General features: G+C 73.1%; 13 protein-coding genes. 7 read left to right on the top strand and 6 right to left on the bottom strand.

Features of this window, described 5'->3' with window-relative positions:
- Nucleotides 1-449: 449 nt before the first annotated feature.
- Nucleotides 450-998 carry a MarR family winged helix-turn-helix transcriptional regulator gene (locus ABFX81_RS11320; RefSeq protein ID WP_086850440.1) on the bottom strand — a complete coding sequence of 183 codons (549 nt, stop codon included), beginning with the start codon at nt 996-998 and terminating at the stop codon, nt 450-452.
- A 122-nt stretch (nt 999-1,120) separates the two neighbouring features.
- Here ABFX81_RS11320 and ABFX81_RS11315 point away from each other — a divergent pair, with 122 nt between their 5' ends.
- The gene (locus tag ABFX81_RS11315; RefSeq protein ID WP_086850439.1) at nt 1,121-2,386 is read left to right on the top strand and encodes an MFS transporter; all 1,266 of its coding nucleotides are present in this window, start codon (nt 1,121-1,123) and stop codon (nt 2,384-2,386) included.
- A gap of 44 nt (nt 2,387-2,430) precedes the next feature.
- Here ABFX81_RS11315 and ABFX81_RS11310 read toward each other — a convergent pair whose 3' ends face one another.
- Both ABFX81_RS11310 and ABFX81_RS11305 read right to left on the bottom strand, forming a co-directional pair.
- The gene (locus ABFX81_RS11310; protein ID WP_086850441.1) at nt 2,431-4,098 is read right to left on the bottom strand and encodes a SpoIIE family protein phosphatase; all 1,668 of its coding nucleotides are present in this window, start codon (nt 4,096-4,098) and stop codon (nt 2,431-2,433) included.
- A 173-nt stretch (nt 4,099-4,271) separates the two neighbouring features.
- Nucleotides 4,272-5,651, bottom strand: a complete 1,380-nt coding sequence (locus tag ABFX81_RS11305) for an FAD-dependent oxidoreductase (RefSeq protein WP_086850438.1) — start codon at nt 5,649-5,651, stop codon at nt 4,272-4,274.
- A gap of 375 nt (nt 5,652-6,026) precedes the next feature.
- Here ABFX81_RS11305 and ABFX81_RS11300 point away from each other — a divergent pair, with 375 nt between their 5' ends.
- Both ABFX81_RS11300 and ABFX81_RS11295 read left to right on the top strand, forming a co-directional pair.
- Nucleotides 6,027-6,806, top strand: coding sequence for a TetR/AcrR family transcriptional regulator (locus ABFX81_RS11300; protein WP_086855099.1), 780 nt, complete (start codon nt 6,027-6,029; stop codon nt 6,804-6,806).
- 336 nt (nt 6,807-7,142) lie between these two features.
- Complete coding sequence (locus ABFX81_RS11295) at nt 7,143-9,143, top strand: sigma-70 family RNA polymerase sigma factor (protein ID WP_346137982.1); 2,001 nt, start codon at nt 7,143-7,145, stop codon at nt 9,141-9,143.
- Here ABFX81_RS11295 and ABFX81_RS11290 read toward each other — a convergent pair.
- A complete protein-coding gene (locus ABFX81_RS11290) occupies nt 9,130-12,435 on the bottom strand; it encodes an ATP-binding protein (protein ID WP_346137981.1) in 3,306 nt (1,101 codons plus the stop codon). The two genes, ABFX81_RS11295 and ABFX81_RS11290, sit on opposite strands and share 14 nt — an antisense overlap.
- Nucleotides 12,436-12,531: 96 nt before the next feature.
- Nucleotides 12,532-14,646, bottom strand: coding sequence for an asparagine synthase-related protein (locus ABFX81_RS11285; protein ID WP_346137980.1), 2,115 nt, complete (start codon nt 14,644-14,646; stop codon nt 12,532-12,534).
- Nucleotides 14,647-15,472: 826 nt separating this feature from the next.
- On the opposite strand from ABFX81_RS11285, the gene ABFX81_RS11280 reads away from it, so the two are divergent.
- The 4 genes from ABFX81_RS11280 (at nt 15,473) to ABFX81_RS11265 (ending at nt 20,660) form a co-directional block, all read left to right on the top strand.
- A complete protein-coding gene (locus tag ABFX81_RS11280; protein ID WP_086852449.1) occupies nt 15,473-16,894 on the top strand; it encodes an NsdA family TPR-like regulatory protein in 1,422 nt (473 codons plus the stop codon).
- 74 nt (nt 16,895-16,968) lie between these two features.
- A complete protein-coding gene (lhgO, locus tag ABFX81_RS11275) occupies nt 16,969-18,183 on the top strand; it encodes an L-2-hydroxyglutarate oxidase (protein ID WP_428837161.1) in 1,215 nt (404 codons plus the stop codon).
- Nucleotides 18,184-18,392: 209 nt separating this feature from the next.
- Entirely contained in the window at nt 18,393-19,226 is an 834-nt protein-coding gene (trmB, locus tag ABFX81_RS11270; protein WP_346137979.1) for a tRNA (guanosine(46)-N7)-methyltransferase TrmB, read from the top strand.
- Between the two features lie 75 nt (nt 19,227-19,301).
- The gene (locus tag ABFX81_RS11265) at nt 19,302-20,660 is read left to right on the top strand and encodes a PrsW family intramembrane metalloprotease (protein ID WP_346137978.1); all 1,359 of its coding nucleotides are present in this window, start codon (nt 19,302-19,304) and stop codon (nt 20,658-20,660) included.
- Between the two features lie 24 nt (nt 20,661-20,684).
- Here the strand turns inward: ABFX81_RS11265 and ABFX81_RS11260 are convergent, their stop codons facing one another.
- Nucleotides 20,685-21,629 (bottom strand): aldo/keto reductase, encoded by a 945-nt coding sequence (locus ABFX81_RS11260; RefSeq protein ID WP_086850859.1) that lies wholly within the window; start codon nt 21,627-21,629, stop codon nt 20,685-20,687.
- Between the last annotated feature and the right edge of the window lie 22 nt (nt 21,630-21,651).

The following is a 21,651-nucleotide window of genomic DNA, read 5'->3' as shown; positions in this document are numbered from 1 at the left end:
TCTGGCGTTGACTTTTGGCACGCTGTTGAGTTCTCAAGGAACGGTCGCTTCCTTTGTACTCACCCTCTCGGGCTTTCCTCCGGGCGCTTCCCTTCGGTCTTGCGTTTCCGACTCTATCAGATCTTTTTCTCGACCTGACCCCCAGTCAGCGGGGCTTCGTCTTCGCGGCTGTTGGGCCGTTCCGACGTGTCCAACCTTAGCGCGTTCTCTCGGCGATTCCCAAATCGGAGCCGTTCGGCGCCGAATCAAGTCTGTCGAGTCCCAATTCGAATTGAATTCGAGCACGCCGAAATCAACCCCGCTGGGAGCGATCTTGCTAGTGGTTGGGTGCCGCTGGTGCGGCGGAAGTGCTGTCGCAGAACCGTTACGGCTCCGCGGCAACCCGAAGAACTTTACGGATCGGGGAGGGGACTGTCAAGCGCCCCCTGTCAACATCTTTTGTGCGGGCGTCAGTCCAGGTCGGAGAGGCGGCCGCCGGCGTCCGGCTGGGCGTCTTCCACCCGGCGCAGGAGGCGGGTGAGGACCTCGCCGAGCGCGGTGCGCTCGTCCGGGGACAGGTCCTGGAGCAGGTCCTCCTCGAAGACCGACGCCAGGCGCATCGCCTCCAGCCACTTCTCCCGACCTCCGTGCGTGAGCTCCACGATGACGCGGACCCGGTTGGACTCGTCCCGCTCCCGGGTCACCAGTCCTTCGCCGACCATGCGGTCGATGCGGTGGGTCATGGCGGCCGGGGTCAGGCCGAGGCGCTTCGCGAGGTCGCTGGGACCCAGGCGGTAGGGGGCGCCGGAGAGGACGAGGGCCTTGAGGACCTCCCACTCGGCGTTGCTGATGCCGAGGGCCGCTGTCTGACGGCCGTAGGCGACGTTCATGCGGCGGTTCAGGCGGGACAAGGCGGAGACGATTTGCTCCACCTGGGGGTCCAGGTCCTGGAACTCGCGCTGGTACGCGGCGATCTGCTCTTCGAGGGTCGGCTCGCTGGGGCCGGGGGTGTCGCCCATGGGCGCAGTATGGCACGGCCGTTCTTTGCCTTGAAGTCCTTGGGTATGTACTCTTTAGCTTCGAAGTTTAGTTTCGAAGTCTTCACTCCTAACTTGTGAGAGAGGTGAACGTGACCAGGGCGATGGGCGCAGCGATGCGCCGGATCCACATGGGCAACGCACTCAGCGCGTTCGGGCTCGGCTTCACCGTCCCCTATCTGTACGTCTATGTGGCGCAGGTGCGGGGACTGGGAGCCATGACGGCGGGTCTCGTACTCGCCGTCTTCGCTGTGGCGGCGCTGGTCGTGCTGCCGTTCGCCGGGCGGGCCATCGTCCGGCGCGGACCGTTGCCGGTGTTGCTCGCCGCCTTGGTCACCGCCGCCCTGGGTGCGCTGAGTCTGGGGATCGCGAGCAGCGCGGCCGCCGTGCTGGTGTCGGCTTCCCTGCTGGGGGCCGGGCAGGCCGTGATGCAGCCGGCGCTGGCCACGATGATCGTGGACTGCTCTTCGGCGGAGACGCGGTCGCGGGCCTTCGCCACGCAGTTCTTCCTTCAGAACCTCGGGCTCGGGGTCGGTGGCCTCATCGGCGGTCATCTGGTCGACACGACGAGCGCTGCCTCCTTCACGCTGCTCTTCGCGATCGAGGCGGCGATGTTCCTGCTGCTGGTCGTGGTGATGGCGACGGTGCGGATGCCGCACGCGCCGCGGATCGAGGGCGCGCCCGTGGCGTCGGGGCGGGGCAGCTGGAAGCAGCTGCTGGGCAACCGGGCCATGGTGCAGCTGTGTGTGCTGGGCTTCGTGCTGTTCTTCGCCTGCTACGGGCAGTTCGAGTCGGGGCTGAGCGCGTACGGGGTCGAGGCCGCCGGGATCTCGACGTCCGCGCTGGGGACGGCGCTGGCCGCCAACACGCTGGTGATCGTCGTCGCGCAGTTCGCCGTGCTGCGGTTCGTGGAGCGGCGCCGGCGCTCGCGGGTGATCGCCGCTGTCGGGCTGATCTGGGCCGTGGCCTGGGCTGTCGCCGGGTACGCGGGGCTGGGGCACGTCAGCCAGGAGATGGCGACCGCCGCGTTCGTCTCGACGTACGCCTTGTTCGGGCTGGGTGAGGCGATGCTGTCGCCGACGGTCGCCCCGCTGGTCGCCGACCTGGCGCCGGAGGGGATGGCCGGGCAGTACAACTCCGCGTTCGCTCTGGTCAAGCAGCTCGCGCTGGCCGTCGGGCCGGCGGTGGGCGGGCCGCTGGGGGCCTCGCTGCACGCGCCGTACATCGTGGCGTTCCTGCTGTTCTCGCTGGGGATCACCTTCCTGGCCGTGCGGCTGGGGCGGCAGCTCACGGAGGCGCAGGACCGGCCGTGGCTCGCGAAGAGCCGGGTCGTGGCGCGGGGTGGGGCGCCCGTTTCCGCGGACGTCTGATCCCCTCCCCCTCTCCACCCTCCAGTCCTTGCCTCGCGTCTCCGCTATGTCCCCTGCACGCGCGGTAGCGCGAACTCGCACCAGACGGCCTTGCCGCCGCCCGGTGTGCGGCGGCACCCCCAGTTCGAGGCGATCGTGGCGACGATGGCGATGCCCCGGCCCGATTCGTCGCCCGGTTCCGCGCGGCGGCGCCTGGGGAGGTGGTCGTCGCCGTCGGTGACCTCGATGATCAGGCGGCGGTCGGTGCGGCGCAGGCGCAGACGCATCGGCGGGGTGCCGTGCTGGAGGGAGTTGGCGACCAGTTCGCTGGTGGCCAGGACGCCCAGGTCGTGCAGGTCGGCAGGGAAGCGCCAGCTGGTCAGGACGCCGGAGGCGAAGGCACGCGCGCGTGGGGCCGCTTCCACGCCGCCCAGGAGTTCCAGGGCGGCGTTGCGGAAGAGCTCGCTGTCCGGGCCCGTCCGGGCCGGGTGCTGGAGGACCAGGACGGCCACGTCGTCGTCGTGGTCGGGGGTCACGCCGGCCGAGCGGACCAGCCGGTCGCAGACGACCTGCGGTGTTCCGGTGGCGCCGGCCAGGGCGCGTTCCAGGGCGGCGATGCCCTCGTCCAGGTCGGCGTCCCGGCGCTCCACCAGGCCGTCCGTGTAGAGGACGGCCGTGGAGCCGGGGCCGAGGGGGATCGAGCCCGAGGAGTGCATCCAGCCGCCGGTGCCGAGCGGCGGGCCGGTGGGTTCGTCGGCGCGCAGGACCCTGCCGTTCTCGTCGCGGACGAGGATGGGGAGGTGGCCCGCCGAGGCGTAGACCAGCTTGCCCTCGTTCGGGTCGTGGACCGCGTACGCGCACGTGGCGATCTGGTTGGCGTCGATCTCGGCTGCCAGGCCGTCGAGGAGCTGGAGGACCTCGTGCGGGGGCAGGTCGAGGCGGGCGTAGGCGCGGACCGCCGTGCGGAGCTGGCCCATGACCGCTGCCGCGCGGACGCCGCGGCCCATGACGTCGCCGATGACGAGGGCGGTGCGGCCACCGCCCAGGGTGATGACGTCGTACCAGTCGCCGCCGACCGCGGCCTCCGTGCCGCCGGGGTGGTACGTGGCGGCGACGCGCAGGTCGTCGGGTTCTTCCAGTTCCTGGGGGAGCAGTGACCTCTGGAGGGTCACCGCCGTTTCGCGCTGGCGGCGTTCGCTGGCGCGCAGGCGTTCGGCGGCTTCGGCGTGGTCGGTGACGTCCGTGGCGAAGACGAGCACTCCGCGGCCCTCGCTGCCGCCCTTGCCGTCGCCCTGGGCGACCGGGGTGCAGGTGAACGTGTAGGAGCGGCCGTCGGGGGCCTTGCGGGACTTGACCGTGCGCGGCTTGCCGCTGCGCTGGACCTGGTCCAGGAGGGGGAACAGGCCGAGGGCGTCCAGTTCGGGGAGGGCCTCGCGGGCGCGTCCGCCCAGGGGGCGTACGCCGAAGGCGGTCGTGTACGCGTCGTTGACGTAGGCGATGCGGTGGTCGGGGCCGTGGACCAGGGCGACGAGGGACGGGACGCGGTCGAGGACCTCACGCACCCGCAGTTCGTCGACGGCGGGTACGGACGGCGGCTCGTCGGTCAGTTGTTCGGCACGGGCGGCGGGTACGGAACCTTCCCCCCGCCGGTCCGGGGAGGCCGTCTGCTCGGTCCGCGCTGCGGCGCGGCGCTGCGTTCCGGGGAGCCGGGCGCTCCAGCGCGTGAAGTTCACGAATCCTTGCCTCGTGTAGTCGTCGGCGGCCGGCACCGGAACCGGCCGGGGCCCCGGGGGCCCGCACCGGGGCGTGTGGGGGCACGACCGCGGTGGTGGACCAGTCTGGCAGTGAGCGGACCGGACCGGCATCCGTCAGACGCCGGGCCGGCCGGTGGAGTTCCTGGGTCCGGTCAGGACGACCCCTTCGGGTTGTGCGGAGGGTCTTGGGAAGGCTTTCCACCGGCCGCGAGTTCGAACTCCGCCCGGGGGTGTTCGAGTGAACCCAGGGAGACGATCTCGCGTTTGAACAGGCCGGCCAGCGTCCATTCGGCGAGCACGCGCGCCTTGCGGTTGAAGGTGGGCACGCGGCTGAGGTGGTAGGCGCGGTGCATGAACCAGGCGGGGTAGCCCTTGAGCTTGCGTCCGTAGACGTGTGCGACGCCCTTGTGCAGGCCGAGGGAGGCGACCGAGCCGGCGTAGGCGTGCTCGTACGTCTGAAGGGGCTCGCCGCGCAGGGTGTGCACGATGTTGTCGGCGAGGACCTTGGCCTGGCGGAGGGCGTGCTGGGCGTTGGGGGCGCATTCGCGGCCGGGTTCACCGGCTGTGACGTCGGGGACGGCGGCGGCGTCTCCGGCGGCCCACGCGTGCGTGGCGCCCTCGACGGCCAGTTCCGCCGTGCACCTGAGCCGTCCGCGGTCGTTGCGGGGCAGGTCGGTGGCGGCGAGCACCGGGTGGGGTTTGACGCCGGCCGTCCAGACGACCGTACGGGTGGGGAAGCGGGCGCCGTCGCTGAGGACGGCGACCCGGTCCGCGCAGGACTCCAGGCGGGTCTGGAGGCGCACGTCGATGTTGCGGCGGCGCAGTTCGGTGACGGTGTAGCGGCCCATCTCCTCGCCGACCTCGGGCAGGATGCGGTCCGAGGCTTCGACGAGGATCCACTTCATGTCCTCGGGCCGGATGTTGTGGTAGTAGCGCGCGGCGTAGCGGGCCATGTCCTCCAGTTCGCCGAGCGCCTCCACGCCCGCGAAGCCGCCGCCGACGAAGACGAAGGTGAGGGCCGCGTCGCGGATCGCGGGATCACGGGTGGAGGAGGCGATGTCCATCTGCTCGATGACGTGGTTGCGCAGGCCGATCGCTTCCTCGACGGTCTTGAAGCCGATGCCGTGGTCGGCGAGGCCGGGGACCGGCAGGGTGCGCGAGACGGAGCCGGGGGCGAGGACGAGTTCGTCGTACGTCAGCTGCTGCCCGCCCGTGCCCTCCTCCTCGGTGGCGAGGGTGGTGATGGTGGCGGTGCGCTTCGCGTGGTCGACGGCGGTGGCCTCGCCGATGACGACGCGGCACCGGTCGAGGACGCGACGCAGCGGTACGACGACATGGCGGGGGGAGATGGCGCCCGCGGCGGCCTCGGGAAGGAACGGCTGGTACGTCATGTACGGGTCGGGGGTGACGACCGTGATGTCCACCTCGCCCCGCTCCAGTTCCCGTTTCAGTCTGCGCTGGAGGCGCAGGGCCGTGTACATCCCGACGTAGCCACCACCGACAACGAGAATGCGCGCACGTTCCTTCACCATCCCATGACGCACCCACCGCTTGCGTTTGTCCACAGCCTCGACGAATTGTGTGACCGGAGCGGGAGAGCGCGCGGAGTTGGCCGGAAAGGCGGGCTTCGGTGAGTATGCGCAGGTCAGCAGGGGTGGTGCAGGGGGCGGTGGGGGGCACATTCGGGACGTATGCGGCCCGTACTCCGATCGGTGGGCGCTCCGTGCGGAACGTGCCCCTTCTGAATTGACTCCCTCTCAACTATGTTCGTGTGTCGACGGGGTGTAGGGGGATGCGCTCGCCGGGTCCGCGACGGGCGGCCCGGGGACCCGGGCCTGTTCCTCCGTCCCGGCATCGAATGGCGGGGAGTGTCTCCGGGGGGAGACGTCATTACCGGGGGAATGCATATGCATGTTCAGGACTCTCATTGGTCGTCCGCGTCCGCTGTCGCGGCGGGTGGCGTGACGATGAGCGCGACGGCGGGCAACGGACGCGGGAACGGATCGCGGACGACGCCGCTGCGCGTGGACGCACAGCGCAATCTGGAGCACGTGCTGCGGGCGGCGCGCGAGGTGTTCGGCGAGCTGGGGTACGGCGCGCCGATGGAGGACGTGGCGCGCCGCGCGCGCGTCGGCGTGGGCACGGTGTACCGGCGGTTCCCGAGCAAGGACGTGCTGGTGCGGCGGATAGCCGAGGAGGAGACCTCCCGGCTGACCGACCAGGCCCGTGCGGCGCTCGGGCAGGAGGACGAGCCGTGGTCGGCGCTGTCGCGCTTCCTGCGGACGTCGGTGGCCTCCGGCGCCGGGCGGCTGCTGCCGCCGCAGGTGCTGCGCGTCTCGGTCGAGGAGGACCGGGCCGGTCAGGCGCGGGTGCCGCAGCAGCGGACGCAGCCGGGCTCCACGGAGCTGCGGCTCGTGCCGGAGGAGCCGGTGGCGGTCGCCTCGGTGCCGGCGCCGGCGGTCGGGGCCGAGGACGACGCCGGGGCGTCGGCGCTGCTCGAGGTCGTGGGTCAGCTCGTGGAGCGGGCGCGTGCGGCGGGCGAGCTGCGGGCGGACGTGTCGGTGTCGGACGTCCTGCTGGTGATCGCGACGGCCGCGCCCTCGCTGCCGGACGCGGCACAGCAGGCGGCTGCGTCGACCCGGCTGCTGGACATCCTGCTGGAGGGGCTGCGGTCGCGGCCGGCGTGAGGCGGGGCCGGCGTGAGGCGGGGCCGGCGTGCGGCGGGGCCGGCGTGCGGTCGGCCGGTCGCCGGGACGGGTGGACCGTCGGCCGGGCCGGACGGCCGGGCCGGACGGCCGGCCAGTCGAACGCGCCAGTCGGCTTCGCCGGTCGATCGGGTCCGGTCGCTTTCAAGGCCGGGGTGACGGGGGATCATTCCCCGAATGAGTGATGGCTAGTACTGGCGTGCGGTAAATCCCCACGGATGAGTGATGGTCCGGTCTCCAGGGGTCTGACCAAAAGCCAATATGGCACTCTGACCCGGTGGTCTGGACGTGTTGGCCGGCTGGCGGGGGCTTTCCGCGATGAGCGTTGACGGGCGGGACGAGTCGAGCGGTGACGGGGACGCCACAGCCGGCGGCCCGGTCCCGCCGCAGGTGCCGAGCCAGGGCGGACGCGGCAGCCTCCCACCGGGCGGGCACCCCGCCGGCGGCTCGGTCCCGCCGCAGCGCGCCTGGCGTGAGGACGGCGTCCTGCCGCCGCGCGAGCTGCCGCCCTCCGATGCCGATCTCATCGACCGGATGCGCTCGGGCGACGACACGGCGTACGAGGAGCTGTACCGGCGCCACGCGCAGGCGGTGCGCCGGTACGCCCGGACCTGCTGTCGTGACGCCTACACCGCGGACGACCTGACCGCCGAGGTCTTCGCCCGCATGCTCCAGGCGGTACGCGGCGGCTCCGGCCCCGAGCACGCCGTACGCGCGTACCTGCTCACCTCCGTCCGGCGGGTCGCCGCCTCGTGGACGCGGTCGGCGCGGCGGGAACAGCTCGTCGACGACTTCGCGGTGTTCGCCGCCCAGTCCGCACGCGGCTCCGACGTGTCCGACGGCGACACGCTGGAACTGGGCGCCGACGTACGGGCGATGCACGAGGCCGATCGGTCCCTGGCCATGCAGGCCTTCCGGTCGCTGCCGGAGCGGTGGCAGGCCGTGCTGTGGCACACCGAGGTCGAGGACGAGTCGCCCAGCGAGGTCGCCACCCTCTTCGGGCTCGACGCCAACGGCACCCGGGTGCTCGCCAGCCGGGCCCGCGAGGGCCTCAAGCAGGCCTACCTCCAGGCCCACGTCAGCGCCACGCTCACCGACGACCAGGAGTGCGCGCGCTATGCCGACCAGCTCGGCACGTACGCCCGCGGCCGGCTGCGCACCCGTGCCGAGCGGGGCCTGCGCAAGCACCTGGAGGAGTGCGCGAAGTGCCGGCTGGCCGCGACACAGATCGAGGAGGTCGCCGGCGGTATCCCCGCCGTCGTGCCGGTCGCGGTCATCGGCTGGTTCGGTGCCGCCGGGTACGCCAAGGCGGCGGGGCTCATCGCCGGAGGCGCGGGAGCGGGGGCGGCCGGAGCCGCGGGTGCGGCCTCGGCGTCGGGCGGGGGCTCGTCGGGCGGGTCGGCGGCGGGCGCCGGTGCGGCCGGTGGGACTGCGGGGAGCGGCTCGTCCGGCGCCGGAGGTGGTGCGGCCTCCGAGGGGGTGGGCGCGCCGGTGAAGGCCGGTATCGCGGCCGGTGTGGTCGCCGTGGGCGTCGTGGCCGCGGTGGTGCTGGCGCTGGCCGGCAACGAGAAGCCGAAGGACGAGGCGAGGTCGGCTCCCACCCCGTCCTCGCCGGTGGGCCGGCCCGACGAGCCCACGCCCTCTCCCTCGCAGCGGGAGCCGGGGCCACGGCCACCGGGAATCGTGCCCGCGCGCGCCGAGCAGCCCGCGCCGACACCGGCCCCCAGGACGAGCCCGTCGTCCGCGAGCTCCCCGGCCGCGACACCGAAGCCCACCCCGCCGCCCGCGTCCCCGAGGCCGACACCACCCCCGGCACCCGCACCCACATCCACGCCCACACAGCCGCAGCCACCGCCACCGCCACCGACCGAGGAGCCGCCCGCCCCAGCCGTCTACCAGTGGAGCGAACTGTCGTACGACATCAGCGGCGACGGCACCGAGCCCGAGATGCGGATCGGCACGAGCAGCTGGGTCTGGCAGCGGTACGGCCTCTCGGCCGGCGGCCGGCGGTACACGCACGGCGTCACCGTGCACGGCCGCTCCTCCGTCACCATCGACCTCAACCGCTCCTGCTCCTCGTACGAGGCGCTCGTCGGGGGGGACGACCTGACGCTGAAGCTCGGCAGGGTGTACTTCTCCGTCTACGCCGACGGGGTCCGGCTGTGGCGGTCCGGGCCGGTGGAGGGCGGTGACCCGGCGGTTCCCGTCCAGGTGAACCTCACCGGCCGCAGCACCGTACGGCTGGTGGTGGAACCGCACGGCGCCCTCGACAACGTGGTCCTGGCGGACTGGGCGGAGTCCGAGTTCACCTGCGGTTAGCGGCTTTCAACGCCGTGGCGTGCGAGCTCCGCGCCTGGTCCAGCTCGCGCAGGACGTCGTCCGGGGTGAACGCCGCGCCCCGGGAGCGCTCCGCGTCGCACCGGGCGGGGCCCAGGGCGGAGCGAGCGGCTGCCCCGATCCGCTCCGCCTGGGCGTGCTCCGGCATGGGGCGGGGACGGCCGGCCCAGCACTGGTCCCCGGCGCCGAGCAGCCGTGCCGCGCGCGGGAAGTCGCCGAGGTCGGAAAGCAGTCCCGCCGCGCTGTCCACGACCGTGGCCCGGATCGCGTCGGAGCACCGCTTGTCGACGGCCTCGGTCAGGGCTCCGGTCAGCTTGGCCAGGGCGGGCTCCGGGCCGGACTCGCGCGCCGTGATCATGGCGTCGACCAGATCCAGCATCACGAGGAACTGGGGCGGTGGTGTGCCGCGCGCGACGTCCGCGCGCGCCGCCTCACAGAGCTCGCGCGCCCGGGCCGTGTGCCCCTCCTCGGACGCCATCTGGGCCCGCAGCAGCAGGACGAACGCCTTGGAGTCCGCCACGCCGTACCGGTCGGCGGCGGCGCTCGCCTCGTCCAGCCCCGCCAGCGCGGCCGGGCGGTCTCCCGCGCGGTAGGCGATCTCGGCGAGCCGGGCGATGAGGAACGGCGACTCGGTGTACGCGCCCACCTCGTAGGCGAGCCGCAGCGCCTCCTCGTACTCCCCCTTGGCCTCCTCGAAGCGGCTGCGCGCCATGGCGGCCTCGCCGGCCGCGCCGCACACCTGGGCCCGCAGCCAGCGGTCCCCGGCGCGGCGGCTGAGGAGCCGCAGTTCCGCGAGGTCGTCGTCGACGCCGTCCAGGTCGCCGGACGCGTCGACGACCATGTGCGTACGGAACATCAGCGCGACGGCGGTCTCCCACTCCCCGCCGTGCGTACGGCAGTTGGCGACGGCGGAGTCCATGACGGTCCGCAGGTCGCTCCGGTCGCCCACGTAGGAGGAGATGACCGGGCAGACGAGCCCCGGGATCCGGGCCGCCCGTGGGCCCCCCTCCTGGAAGTAGGCCCACACCCGCTCCACGTACGGCCGCCGCTCGTTGACGAACGCCTCCGTGGACCCGGCTTCGGTCACGAAGAGCATGTGCAGCATGCGCAGGTCCATCCGCAGGGCGTGCAGCGGGTGCCCCGCCTCCCCGTCGGGCGCGGCGAGGAGGTGGTCGACGGGGTCGGGGAGGTCCGGTTCGCCGCCGGACGGCACGAGCCCGGCGGCGGCATCCCTCTCCACGCCGAGCCGCAGGATGCGGTCGAGCCACTCCATGCCCTCGTGCCGGTAGTTGCGCAGCCACCAGAACCAGCCCATGGCCAGGACCAGGGCGCCCGCCTCCTGCTCGTCCCCGGCTGTGAGGGCCCGGTCGAGGGCCGCGCGGATGTTGTCGAGCTCGGTCTCCAGGCGGGAGATCCACGGCAGTTGCGCGGCGGAGCGCAGCAGCGGATCGGCCCGCTCGACGAGCGCACCCACCCACGCCCGGTGCCGCCGCTCGGCCGCGGCACGCAGTGAGGGGGCCTCGGCGGCGCGCTCGACGGCGTACTCGTGGATGGTCTCCAGCAACCGGTACCGCATGCCGCCCGAGCCCTCCGGACCATACGGCCCGCCGGGTGCCGCGACGACGAGGGACTTGTCGACGAGTGCCCCGAGCAGCTCGGCGGCGGGCCCGGTGCACACCGCCTCCGCCGCCGCCAGGTCCCAGCCGCCCGCGAACACGGACACCTCGCACAGCACCGTCCGCTCGGCCTCGTCGAGCAGGTCCCACGACCAGTCGACGACGGCACGCAGGGTCTGCTGGCGGGGCAGGACCGTACGGCTCCCCGAGGTGAGGAGGCGGAAGCGGTCGTCGAGCCGGTCGGCGATCTGCCGGGGCGTGAGCAGCCGGAGGCGGGCGGCGGCCAGCTCGATGGCGAGCGGCAGCCCGTCCAGGCGGCGGCAGATCTCCGCCACCGCCCGCTCGTCACGGAGCACGGCGTCCGCGTCGGGACGGACCGCGACGGCACGTTCCGCGAACAGCCGGCGGGCGTGGTCCGGCGGCAGGGGCTCGACCGGGCGCACCACTTCACCGGGCACACCCAGGGGTTCACGGCTGGTGGCGAGGATCGTGAGCCCCGGGCAGCGGGTCAGCAGGGTCTCGGCGAGGTGGGCGGCGGCGCCGATGACATGCTCGCAGTTGTCGAGGATCAGCAGTTGGCTGCGCGGGGCGCAGTACTCCACGAGCAGGGCGACGGGATCGTCCTGCACGGCCGTCAGCTCGCTGGTCATCAGCACGGTCTCGCGCAGACCGAGCGCGCTGACCACCGCTCCCGGCACCGCCTCGGGCCGGTCGAGCGGGGCGAGCTCGACCAGCCACGCCTGCGGGAGCCCGGCGGCGGCTTCCTCGGCGAGGCGGGTCTTGCCGGAGCCGCCCGGTCCGGTGAGGGTGACGAGCCGGGCCCTGTGCACGTCGGAACGGATGGCGTCGATCTCGGGTTCCCGGCCGACGAAGGAGGTCAGACGGGGACGGATGTTCCCGGTGCGCTGGGGCGGAGCGGGCGTCGGTTTCTCGCTCCTGGCCGCCGACGCGAGCAGGTCGGCGTGGAGGGCGCGCAGGTGCGGGCCGGGGTCGGTGCCGAGGCCTTCCGCGAGGGCGCGGCGGGCGGAGTCGTACGCGGCGAGGGCGTCGGCTTCGCGTCCGGAGTCGCGCAGGGCGCGGATGAGGAGGGCGTGCAGCGGCTCGTCGTAAGGGTGTACGACGGTCAGTTCCCGCAGTTCCGGTACGACGTCCTGCGCGCGGCCGAGCCGCAGGCGGGCCTCGGCCCGGGCCCGGGTCGCCTCCAGGCGCGTGGCCTCCGGGCGCGTGGCGGCGGTGCGGTCGGGGAGGTCGGCGAGGGCGGGGCCGCGCCAGAGGGCGAGGGCGTCGTCGAGATGCCGTTCCGCCGGGGCGGGGGCGTCGGCGGCGAGCGCGTCGGTGCCTCGCTGGACGAGCCGTTCGAAGACGAAGAGGTCGATGTCGTCGGGCGTGGCCGCGAGGCGGTAACCGCCGGTGTCCGAGGTCACGGCGTCCTTGCCGAGTGCGCGGCGGAGGCGGCCGACGAGGGCCTGGAGCGCGGCGTGGGCGTCCTGGGGCGGGTCGTCGGTCCACACCTCGTCGATCAGGACCTGGGGTGGGGTGGTGTGCGAGGGACGCAGGGCGAGGGCGGTGAGCAGGGCGCGGAGGCGCAGGCCGCCGACGGGTACGGCTGTGCCGTGCTCGTCCTCTGCCGTGGTGACGCCCAGGATTCTGTACCGCACCGGGTCATTGTCGCCGGGGTGGGTGTGAGGGGCGTGGGGTTTTTCGGGGCGGGGTGTTCCCGTCGCGGGAGTTGCACGACTGCCCGCAGCCAAGCGCTACACCCGCCGCACTCCGGCCCCCGCCCCCAGCGCCCCCCGCTGCGGCGCGATCCCCGCCGGTACGGCCCGCTGCCGGGCCGGGGTGCCCGTCCAGCAGGTGCCGCGGCGGGAGAGCAGGCGGCGGAGCCACAGTTCCAGGGAGACGAGGTCGGCGAGGCCGTCCAGGGGGAGGGGGTCGCCGGCCGCCGCGGAGCGCAGGGCCTTGCGGACCACCCGGGCCTCGACCAGGCCCGCCTCCGCCAGCAGCGGCGTGTCGAACAGGGCGACCAGGGAGTCCGCCGCCACTCTCAGCCCCGTACGCGCCGCGGCCGCCGCCGTCGCCTGGGTCGGGGCGCCCCACCCGGGCGGCAGGTCCCGGACGCCGGCCCCTTCCAGCACCGTGCGCAGTATGGCCGCCCGCGCACCCGGCCGTACCCGCAGCGCCTCGGGCAGCGCCCGGGCCGCGCGCACGACCTGGTTGTCGAGGAACGGCGCGTGCAGCCGCTGGAAACGGATCTCCGCGGCCTGCTCCAGCACCCGAAGGTCCGCCGCATGCCGCGCCAGCACCGCACGCGCGCGGAAGTCACCCGGCCGCTGTCCCGGCCCCACCAGCTCCGACCGGTGCGTCGCCGCCTGAAGGCGAACCGATACTTCAGCGAGCGCCTCACCGGTCAGCCAGCGCGCCGCCGGCCCGGGTCTGCCCCAGGTCAGCGCGGCGAGCGAGGCCTCCACCGCACCCCCGGGCTCGTCCGGGCCGTCGTCCGTACGGTGGTCGAGCAGGCGCTCGGCCAGCGATTCCAGCCCCGCCCGGTACGGCGTACGGGACAGCCGGCGCGCCGCCGCGTACACGCGCGCGGGGACCAGCACCGAGCCGTCCGTCCTGGCCAGCGCGGCGACGGGCCGCACCAGGTGGCGCCGCTTGCGGTCCATCAGCAGGTCGGCCAGGCGCGCGGGATGGGCGTCCAGGACCTGGCGCGCACCGTAGCCCGTGAAGTGGTCCGCGCTGCCGGCCGCCAGCCGCGCCCGGTGCCGGGCCGCCGTCACCAGGGACGCGCCCGGCTCGTCCGTCAGCGGGCCCTCCAGGTCGGCGTACGGAAGGGTCTCCTCGCCACCGGCCACGACGACATGGTGCAGACGCGGGTTCGCGGCCAGCGCCCCCGCCCGCTCCAGCTCGGCCTCCCGCCCCGCGACGGCCAGGTCGTTGAACGTGACCGCCAGCAGCCGCTCCCCCGCGCCCGTGCCGTGCCCCAGCACCGTGCCCGGCATCCCGGGCAGCCCCGCGGCCAGCAGCGCCAGCGTCCCCGAGGCCGGCCCGCCGGACAGGTCCGCCCCGATCCCCGGCACCGGCATCCCCCGCGCGGCACGCCGCTCGGCGGGTCCCATGCCGGGCACGGGCCCGGGGTCGATGTCCGCCCCGGGGACGTGCCGCGGCGCGGACAGCCGCGTGCGTACGGCCTCCACGAGCGCGTCGCGCACGGCGTCGACCGCGCTGTCGGGATCGGCCGAAGGCGCCGCCACCGCCAGCGAGGCGACCGGTTCGTACCCGGCGATCTCGCGTGCCCCGGCGCGCAGGATCAGCGCATGCCCCGGCGGAATGCGCTTCACGCCGTCGTACGGCGTGGAGTCGTGAAGCGCCGCGGGCACGTCAGGGGCGGCCAGCAGCGCGGCGAGGTGCCCGAAGTCGAGGTTGGCCTCGATGAGGTCGGCCAGCGGCAGCGCGGCCGTCGCATACGCCGTGCCGCCGGCCCAGGGGGTGTAGAACACCGGCCGCGCGCCCGCGAGGTCGCCGCAGACGGTGAGACGCCGGCCCACCTGCACGATCGCGGTGTAACTCCCCGGCCAGGCGGTCAGATGCCGAAGTGCCCCGCCGCGCGCGGCGAACAGCGCGACGCGCAGCTGCTCGTCGGTGGCGCCGCAGATGCCGAGGACGGCGATGCGCGTCCGGTCGTCGGCCTTCACCACCCGCACTTCGTCGGGGCGCCAGTCACCGACCGCCCACAGCGGATCGGGGTCGCCCCACAGGAGTTGGGAGCCCACCGGGTGCAGGGTCTCGCCGTCGGGCCCCGTGGCCCCCGCCGAGCCGGCAGCGACGGCTCCCGCGGCGGTGCTGCTCCATCCCACCAACCACCGCATCGCCGCCTCCACAGGCTGTGGACAACCAGTGCACCGCACGAACCGGTTCACCATGCTGCCATGAAGGAGGCGTTCCAGAGTGTGCCCGCGCCGCTTGCGCCCCGCCGAACGCGCCCCGGCGGAGCCACCCACACCGCCAGGAACACCCCCGAACGCCCCCAACTCCCCCATGCCACAGGAAGAAAGGGGCGGAGAGACAACAGTGAAGAGGGCAGTGAAAACGGAAAGGGAAGACGGCGGCGGAAGCGGCGAGAACAGAAGGGGCCGCCAGGAGGCAAGGCACGTCAGCGACACGTCACCAGTACGACTGCGGCGCGAATGCGCCCCCGATACGCGCCCCGAATACGCCCGACGCGCCCTCAAGTACCGTGGTAGGAGGCCTGACACCCCACCACCGGCGGGGTCGATTTTCGGCCAAATCCCCGACATGCAGGCAGCTTCGAACACTCTCCGTACAGGCTCCGCGTACCACCGAACGGTCGCGCAGTCCGGGAGACGGAGCACGCCTCCCGGACCGTTCCGCCGCCCGCGGGGATGGAGGCGGCGGTGTCCCCCAGCCCACTGGATCCAGTACAGCGGGCCGACCCACGCAATGACCATGGAACCGCTCCGGCGATGGCCGGAGAAGAGCGCACGGACAGGCGCACGGCCACACAGCGGGAGCACGTCGCAACAGCCCGTATCTGAACCGCACTTCAGTACGGACCACAATCCCGCCAACCGGAACAATGCCCCTTAACGCTTGGGATGCGGCGAACTACGCTGGGTTTACGAATGCCGCGTGGTTATGCCAACGTCGGCAGCCGTCTGTGTCGAGGGGTGGCGCATGTCCAGGGAGCAACGCGGGCCGAACGAAAAACTCGGCGCCGTTCTCGCCCTCGCGGGAATCTCGAACGCAGGCCTCGCGCGGCGCGTCAACGATCTTGGCGCTCAGCGAGGACTGACGCTTCGCTATGACAAAACGTCGGTGGCGCGCTGGGTGTCGAAGGGCATGGTGCCGCAGGGTGCGGCGCCGCACCTCATCGCCGCCGCCATCGGCCAGAAGCTCGGCCGCCCGGTGCCGCTCCACGAGATCGGCCTGGCGGACGCGGACCCCGCGCCCGAAGTCGGCCTCGCCTTCCCGCGGGACGTCGGACAGGCGGTGAAGACCGCGACGGAGCTGTACCGCCTCGACCTCGCCGGCCGTCGCGCCGGGGGCGGCATCTGGCAGTCGCTGGCCGGATCGTTCGCGGTGAGCGCGTACGCGACGCCCGCCTCACGATGGCTGATAACCCCGGCCGACAGTTCGGTAGCGCGTGACGTGGGCCCCGGCGAGGACTCCGGCGCACCGCTCAAAGTCGGCCACAGTGATGTGCAGAAGCTGCGGGAGGCCGCCGAGGACGCGCGGCGCTGGGACTCCAAGTACGGCGGCGGCGACTGGCGCTCGTCGATGGTCCCCGAGTGCTTAAGGGTGGAGGCGGCTCCCCTCCTGCTCGGCTCCTACTCCGACGAGGTCGGCCGGGCCCTCTTCGGCGCCTCCGCCGAACTCACCCGGCTCGCGGGCTGGATGGCCTTCGACACCGGCCAGCAGGAAGCCGCCCAGCGCTACTACATCCAGGCCCTGCGGCTGGCCCGGGCGGCGGCGGACGTCCCCCTCGGCGGCTACGTCCTGGCCTCCATGTCCCTCCAGGCCACCTACCGCGGCTTCGGCGACGAGGGCGTGGATCTCGCCCAGGCCGCCCTCGAACGCAATCGCGGCCTGGCCACGGCCCGCACGATGAGCTTCTTCCGCCTCGTCGAGGCCCGGGCACACGCGCGTGCGGGTGACGCCCAGGCGGCCGGAGGCGCCCTGAAGGCGGCCGAGAGCTGGCTGGAGCGAGCCCGCCCCGGCGACAGCGACCCGAGCTGGCTCGGCTTCTATTCCTACGACCGTTTCTGCGCCGACGCGGCCGAGTGCTACCGCGATCTGAAGGCTCCACGCCAGGTCCGCCGCTTCACGGAACAGGCCCTGTCGAAGCCCACCGAGGAGTTCGTCCGCTCGCACGGCCTGCGCCTGGTCGTCTCGGCGGTCGCCGAACTGGAGTCGGGAAACCTGGACGCGGCGTGCGAACAGGGCGTACGAGCGGTGGAGGTCGCCGGGCGCATCTCCTCGGCCCGCACCACCGAGTACGTCAAGGACCTCCTGCACCGGCTGGAGCCGTACGGCGACGAACCACGCGTGGTCGAGCTGCGCGAGCGCGCCCGGCCGCTGCTGATGGCTCCGGCCTAGGCGGACAGGCATGCTGCCGTCCCCGCGTTTGAAGGCATTGTCAGTGGCGCAGTGCACTATCGAAGCGGGAGGTGGTGCAGGTGGCGCGGGTGCCGGAGATCGCGTACGACTGTGACGTGCTGGTGATCGGCGGGGGGATCGTCGGTCTGTCGACGGCGTACGCCATCACACGCGCCGCACCGGGCACACGTGTCACGGTCCTGGAGAAGGAACCGGGCCCGGCCCGGCACCAGACCGGCCGCAACAGCGGCGTCATCCACAGCGGCATCTACTACCGCCCCGGCTCCCTCAAGGCGCGCTACGCGGTGCGGGGCGCGGCGGAGATGGTCAAGTTCTGCGCCGAGTACGGCATCCCGCACGCCGTCACCGGCAAGCTGATCGTCGCGACGGACCGCTCCGAGCTGCCCCGCCTGCACGCACTCGTGCAGCGCGGCCGGGAGAACGGGATACCGGTGCGTGAACTGGGCGCGTCCCAGATCCCGGAGTACGAGCCGGAGGTGCGGGGCCTCGCCGCCATACACGTCGGGACGACCGGCATCTGCGACTTCGTCGCGGTCGCCCGCCAGCTGGCCCACGGCTCGGGCGCGGAGATCCGCTACGGCACGAGGGTCGTCCGCGTCGACCGCCGCCCCGAGCGGGGGGTCGCCGTGCTCACGGCCGCCGGGGACGTCGTACGCGGGCGGGTGCTGGTGAACTGCGCCGGTCTGTACAGCGACGAGGTCGCCCGGCTGACCGGGGACGACCCGGACGTCCGGATCGTGCCCTTCCGGGGCGAGTACTACGAGCTGGCCCGGCCGGAGCTGGTGCGGGGCCTGGTGTATCCGGTCCCCGACCCGGCGTTCCCGTTCCTCGGGGTGCACCTCACGCGCGGGATCGACGGGGGTGTCCACATCGGGCCCAACGCGGTGCCGGCGCTGGCCCGCGAGGGGTACGGGTGGGGGACGGTCCGGGTGCGGGAGCTGGGGTCGACGCTGGCCTGGCCCGGCTCCTGGCGGATCGCCAGGCGGCACTGGCGGTACGGGGCGGGGGAGCTGCGGCGGTCGGTGTCCAAGGGGGCGTTCACGGAGGCGGTGCGGAGGTTGTTGCCCGGGGTGTCCGAGGACGACCTGGTGCCGACGGCGGCGGGGGTGCGGGCACAGGCCGTGCTGCGTGACGGCACGCTGGTGGACGACTTCCTGTTCCGCGAGGGCCCTCGCACGGTGCATGTGCTGAACGCGCCGTCTCCCGCGGCTACGGCGTCCCTGCCGATCGGCAGGGAGGTGGCGCGCAGGGCGTTGAGCGCGCTGTGACCGACCAGTCGCTGGGGTTTCGAGGTGCTCGGCGTGGTTGCGGAGGCCGGGGCGTCGCGCAGCTCGGCACGACGAGGTGCCGCTTCTTTGGGACGGGTGCCGCCCTGGGGGTACCTCCCAGGCCCTTAAGGCACTGGGGGAGGCACGATTGCCCGCAGCCAGGGCCACACCCCCGGCGACCACATGCCGGCCGTAAAATCGGCCTCACTGTGTCTGACTCCGTGAATACCCCCGAACCCTCCCAGCCCACCACCTCCGGTGCCTCCATCCGGCACAGCCGGGCCAAGGGTGAGCCGCGCTTTCCCGATGGGCCGAAGGCCGATCCCGCCGGGTCGCACTTCGAGCGGCGGATCCGGAGTTTCCAGCCGCGGCGGAGCCGGGTCACAGCCGGTCAGGCGGACGCGCTTCAGCGGCTGTGGCCCAAGTGGGGCCTCGACATCGACGGCAGCCGTACCCTCGACCTCGCCGACCTGTTCGGCAACGACAACCCCGTCGTCCTGGAGATCGGCTTCGGCATGGGCGAGGCCACCGCCCAGATGGCCGCGGCCGACCCCACCACCAACATCCTCGCCGTCGACGTCCACACCCCCGGCCAGGGCAACCTGCTCAATCTCGCGGACCGGAACGGCCTGTCCAACGTCCGGGTCGGCAACGGCGACGCGATCATCCTCCTCCGCGAGATGCTGGCCCCGGACTCCCTCGACGGCCTGCGCGTCTACTTCCCCGACCCGTGGCCCAAGAAGCGGCACCACAAGCGCAGGATCATCCAGCCGGACTTCCTGACCCTCGCGGCGAGCCGCCTCAGGCCTGGCGCGATCGTGCACTGCGCCACCGACTGGGAACCGTACGCCGAACAGATGCTCGACGTGCTCACGGCACACCCCGACTTCGAGAACACGCAGGCGGACGGCGGTTTCGCGCCCCGTCCCGACTTCCGTCCCCTGACTCGTTTCGAGGGCCAGGGACTGGACAAGGGACATGTCGTGAACGACCTCGTCTTCCGCCGCGTACAGCACGTGGACCAACCCCCCGCAGGCGCCTGACCGCACGCGCACCACACCCGCACCCGCGTCCCTTCCGCCTGCGGACAGCGCCCATCCGTCGTTAGGGTCAATGCCGTGGCCACCTGCCCCCCACACCCCTGTCCCCGTGGTCCCGTCGACGGCGCACCCGCCGCCGGCCCCCTGCGGCACGCCCACTGGTGGCAACGCGCCTGGGTGCGCTACGGGGCGCTGACCACGCTCCTCGCGATATCCGGCCTCGTCATCCTCGCCCTGGTCCGCGAGGAGACCGGCACGGAGGGGTTCCTGGTCGGGCTGGGGCTGGCCACGCTCCCGGTGCCCCTGCTCATAGCCGCGTTCCGCTGGCTGGACCGGGTCGAGCCGGGCCCCTGGCGCAACCTGCTGTTCTGCTTCGCCTGGGGCGCCTGCGCGGCGGCGCTGATAGCGATCGTCGCCAACAGCTTCGCGACCAGATGGATAGCGACGGCGACGGCGGACCCGTCCAGCGCGGACACGCTCGGCGCGACCGTCATAGCCCCGGTGGTCGAGGAGACGGCCAAGGCGGCGGCCGTCTTACTGGTCTTCCTCTTCCGGCGCCGTGACTTCACCGGCATCCTCGACGGAGTGGTCGTAGCCGGCGTCACCGCCACCGGCTTCGCGTTCACGGAGAACATCCTCTACCTGGGCACCGCCTTCGGCACCGACCAGCTCACCGGCGGCACCGGCATCGCCTCCGTCACGGCGGCGACCTTCTTCGTGCGCATCATCATGTCGCCGTTCGCGCACCCGCTCTTCACCGTCCTCACGGGCATCGGCTTCGGCATCTCCGCGCTCGCGGCGGACCGCCAGCACATCCGCCGCGTCGCCTTCCCGCTCTCCGGACTGCTGCTCGCGATGGGCCTGCACGCGATGTGGAACGGCTCGTCGGCGTTCGGCGAGTACGGGTTCTTCGCCGTGTACGCGGCGTTCATGGTGCCCATCTTCGGGCTGCTGACGTGGCTGGTGATCTGGACACGGCAGCGGGAGCTGAAGACCGTGCGGACGGAGCTGCCCGCCTACGCCGTGGCCGGCTGGCTGTCCCCGGTCGAACCGTACGCCCTCGGCTCGATGCGGGCCCGGCGGATCGCCCGCCAGTACGCCCGCCGCCACGCGGGCAGGGCGGCGGCGCGGCAGGTCGCGCAGTACGAGGGGTACGCGACGTCCCTGGCGTTCCTGCGGCACCGGGGCCGCCGCGGCCGCGCCGGTGCCGACTTCGTCGTACGGGAACGGGAACTGCTGGACGAACTGTGGCGGCGCCGGGAGACGGCCCGCCCCGCGCTGGACTACGCCGCGCGGATCACGGCCCCTCCGGTACCGGTGACGGCCCCGCCGTGGCCGGTGTACGGGGCGTACGGGTACGGCTGTCCGACGACTCCGGCAACGGCGCCGACGACGTCGGCAACCCCGTACCCGGCGTACAACCCGTACCGGTCGTAGCCCCATGCCCGGGCGGGGAACCGCTCAGGCCGAAGCCTCCGTGAGCCGCCCGAGCTCCGCCTCCGTCAGCGTCAGCTCCCCGACCCCGGTCAACGCGGGCAGCTGCTCCACCGTCCGCGCGGAAGCGATCGGCGCCACCACCGTCGGCTGGGCCGCGAGCCAGGCGAGGGCGACCGTGGCGACGGGGACGTCGTGGGCCGCGGCGATCTCGTCGAGGGCGTCGAGGACCCGGCGGCCCCGCTCGGTCTCCAGGTGCTTGGCGGCACCGCCCGCCCGCGCGCTGTCGACGCTCGTACCGGGCCGGTACTTGCCGGTCAGGAAGCCCGACGCGAGCGCGTAGTACGGGACGGCCGCCAGGCCGGTCCGCGCGGCGAGGTCCTGGAGCTCGCCCTCGTAGGTGTCGCGGGAGACCAGGTTGTAGTGGGGCTGGAGGGCCACGTAGCGGGCGAGCCCCTCGCGGTCGGAGAACTCCAGGGAGGCCCGCAGCCGCTCCGCGGAGATGTTGGAGGCGGCGATATGCCGCACCTTCCCGGCCGTCACGAGTTCGTCGAGCGCGCCGATGATCTCCTCGACCGGCACGTCGGGCTTGTCGTAGTGGGTGTAGTAGAGGTCGATGTAGTCGGTGCCGAGGCGCCGCAGGGAGGCGTCGGCGGCGGCCTTGATGTTGGCGGCGGACAGGCCCTGGAACTCGGGGTGCTGGCTGACCTTCGTGGCGACGACGACGTCCGCGCGGTTGCCGCGCGACGTCAGCCACTTGCCGAGGACGGTCTCGGACTCGCCGCCCTGGTTGCCGTCCACCCACGCCGAGTAGACGTCGGCGGAGTCGACGAAGTTGCCGCCGGCGGCGGTGTACGCGTCGAGGACGGCGAACGACTGTGCCTCGTCCGCGGTCCAGCCGAAGACGTTGCCGCCGAGGGCGAGCGGGAAGACCTCGAGGTCGGAGGAGCCCAGCTTGCGAAGAGAAGTCATGCTCCGTGTCAACGGCCGTGCG

Origin of the sequence: Streptomyces coeruleofuscus (assembly GCF_039532725.1) — a bacterium.
Lineage (GTDB): Bacteria > Actinomycetota > Actinomycetes > Streptomycetales > Streptomycetaceae > Streptomyces > Streptomyces coeruleofuscus.
Note: the sequence above shows the minus strand (reverse complement) of the source record. Positions and strands in the feature narration are given on the sequence as shown.

Coding starts and splice junctions, on each gene's coding strand:
- ABFX81_RS11280 (WP_086852449.1), top strand. CDS start 15,473: ATGTCCAGGGAGCAACGCGGGCCGAACGAAAAACTCGGCGCCGTTCTC.
- ABFX81_RS11295 (WP_346137982.1), top strand. CDS start 7,143: ATGAGCGTTGACGGGCGGGACGAGTCGAGCGGTGACGGGGACGCCACA.
- ABFX81_RS11260 (WP_086850859.1), bottom strand. CDS start 21,629: ATGACTTCTCTTCGCAAGCTGGGCTCCTCCGACCTCGAGGTCTTCCCG.
- ABFX81_RS11320 (WP_086850440.1), bottom strand. CDS start 998: ATGGGCGACACCCCCGGCCCCAGCGAGCCGACCCTCGAAGAGCAGATC.
- ABFX81_RS11300 (WP_086855099.1), top strand. CDS start 6,027: ATGCATGTTCAGGACTCTCATTGGTCGTCCGCGTCCGCTGTCGCGGCG.
- ABFX81_RS11285 (WP_346137980.1), bottom strand. CDS start 14,646: ATGCGGTGGTTGGTGGGATGGAGCAGCACCGCCGCGGGAGCCGTCGCT.
- ABFX81_RS11315 (WP_086850439.1), top strand. CDS start 1,121: ATGGGCGCAGCGATGCGCCGGATCCACATGGGCAACGCACTCAGCGCG.
- ABFX81_RS11305 (WP_086850438.1), bottom strand. CDS start 5,651: ATGGTGAAGGAACGTGCGCGCATTCTCGTTGTCGGTGGTGGCTACGTC.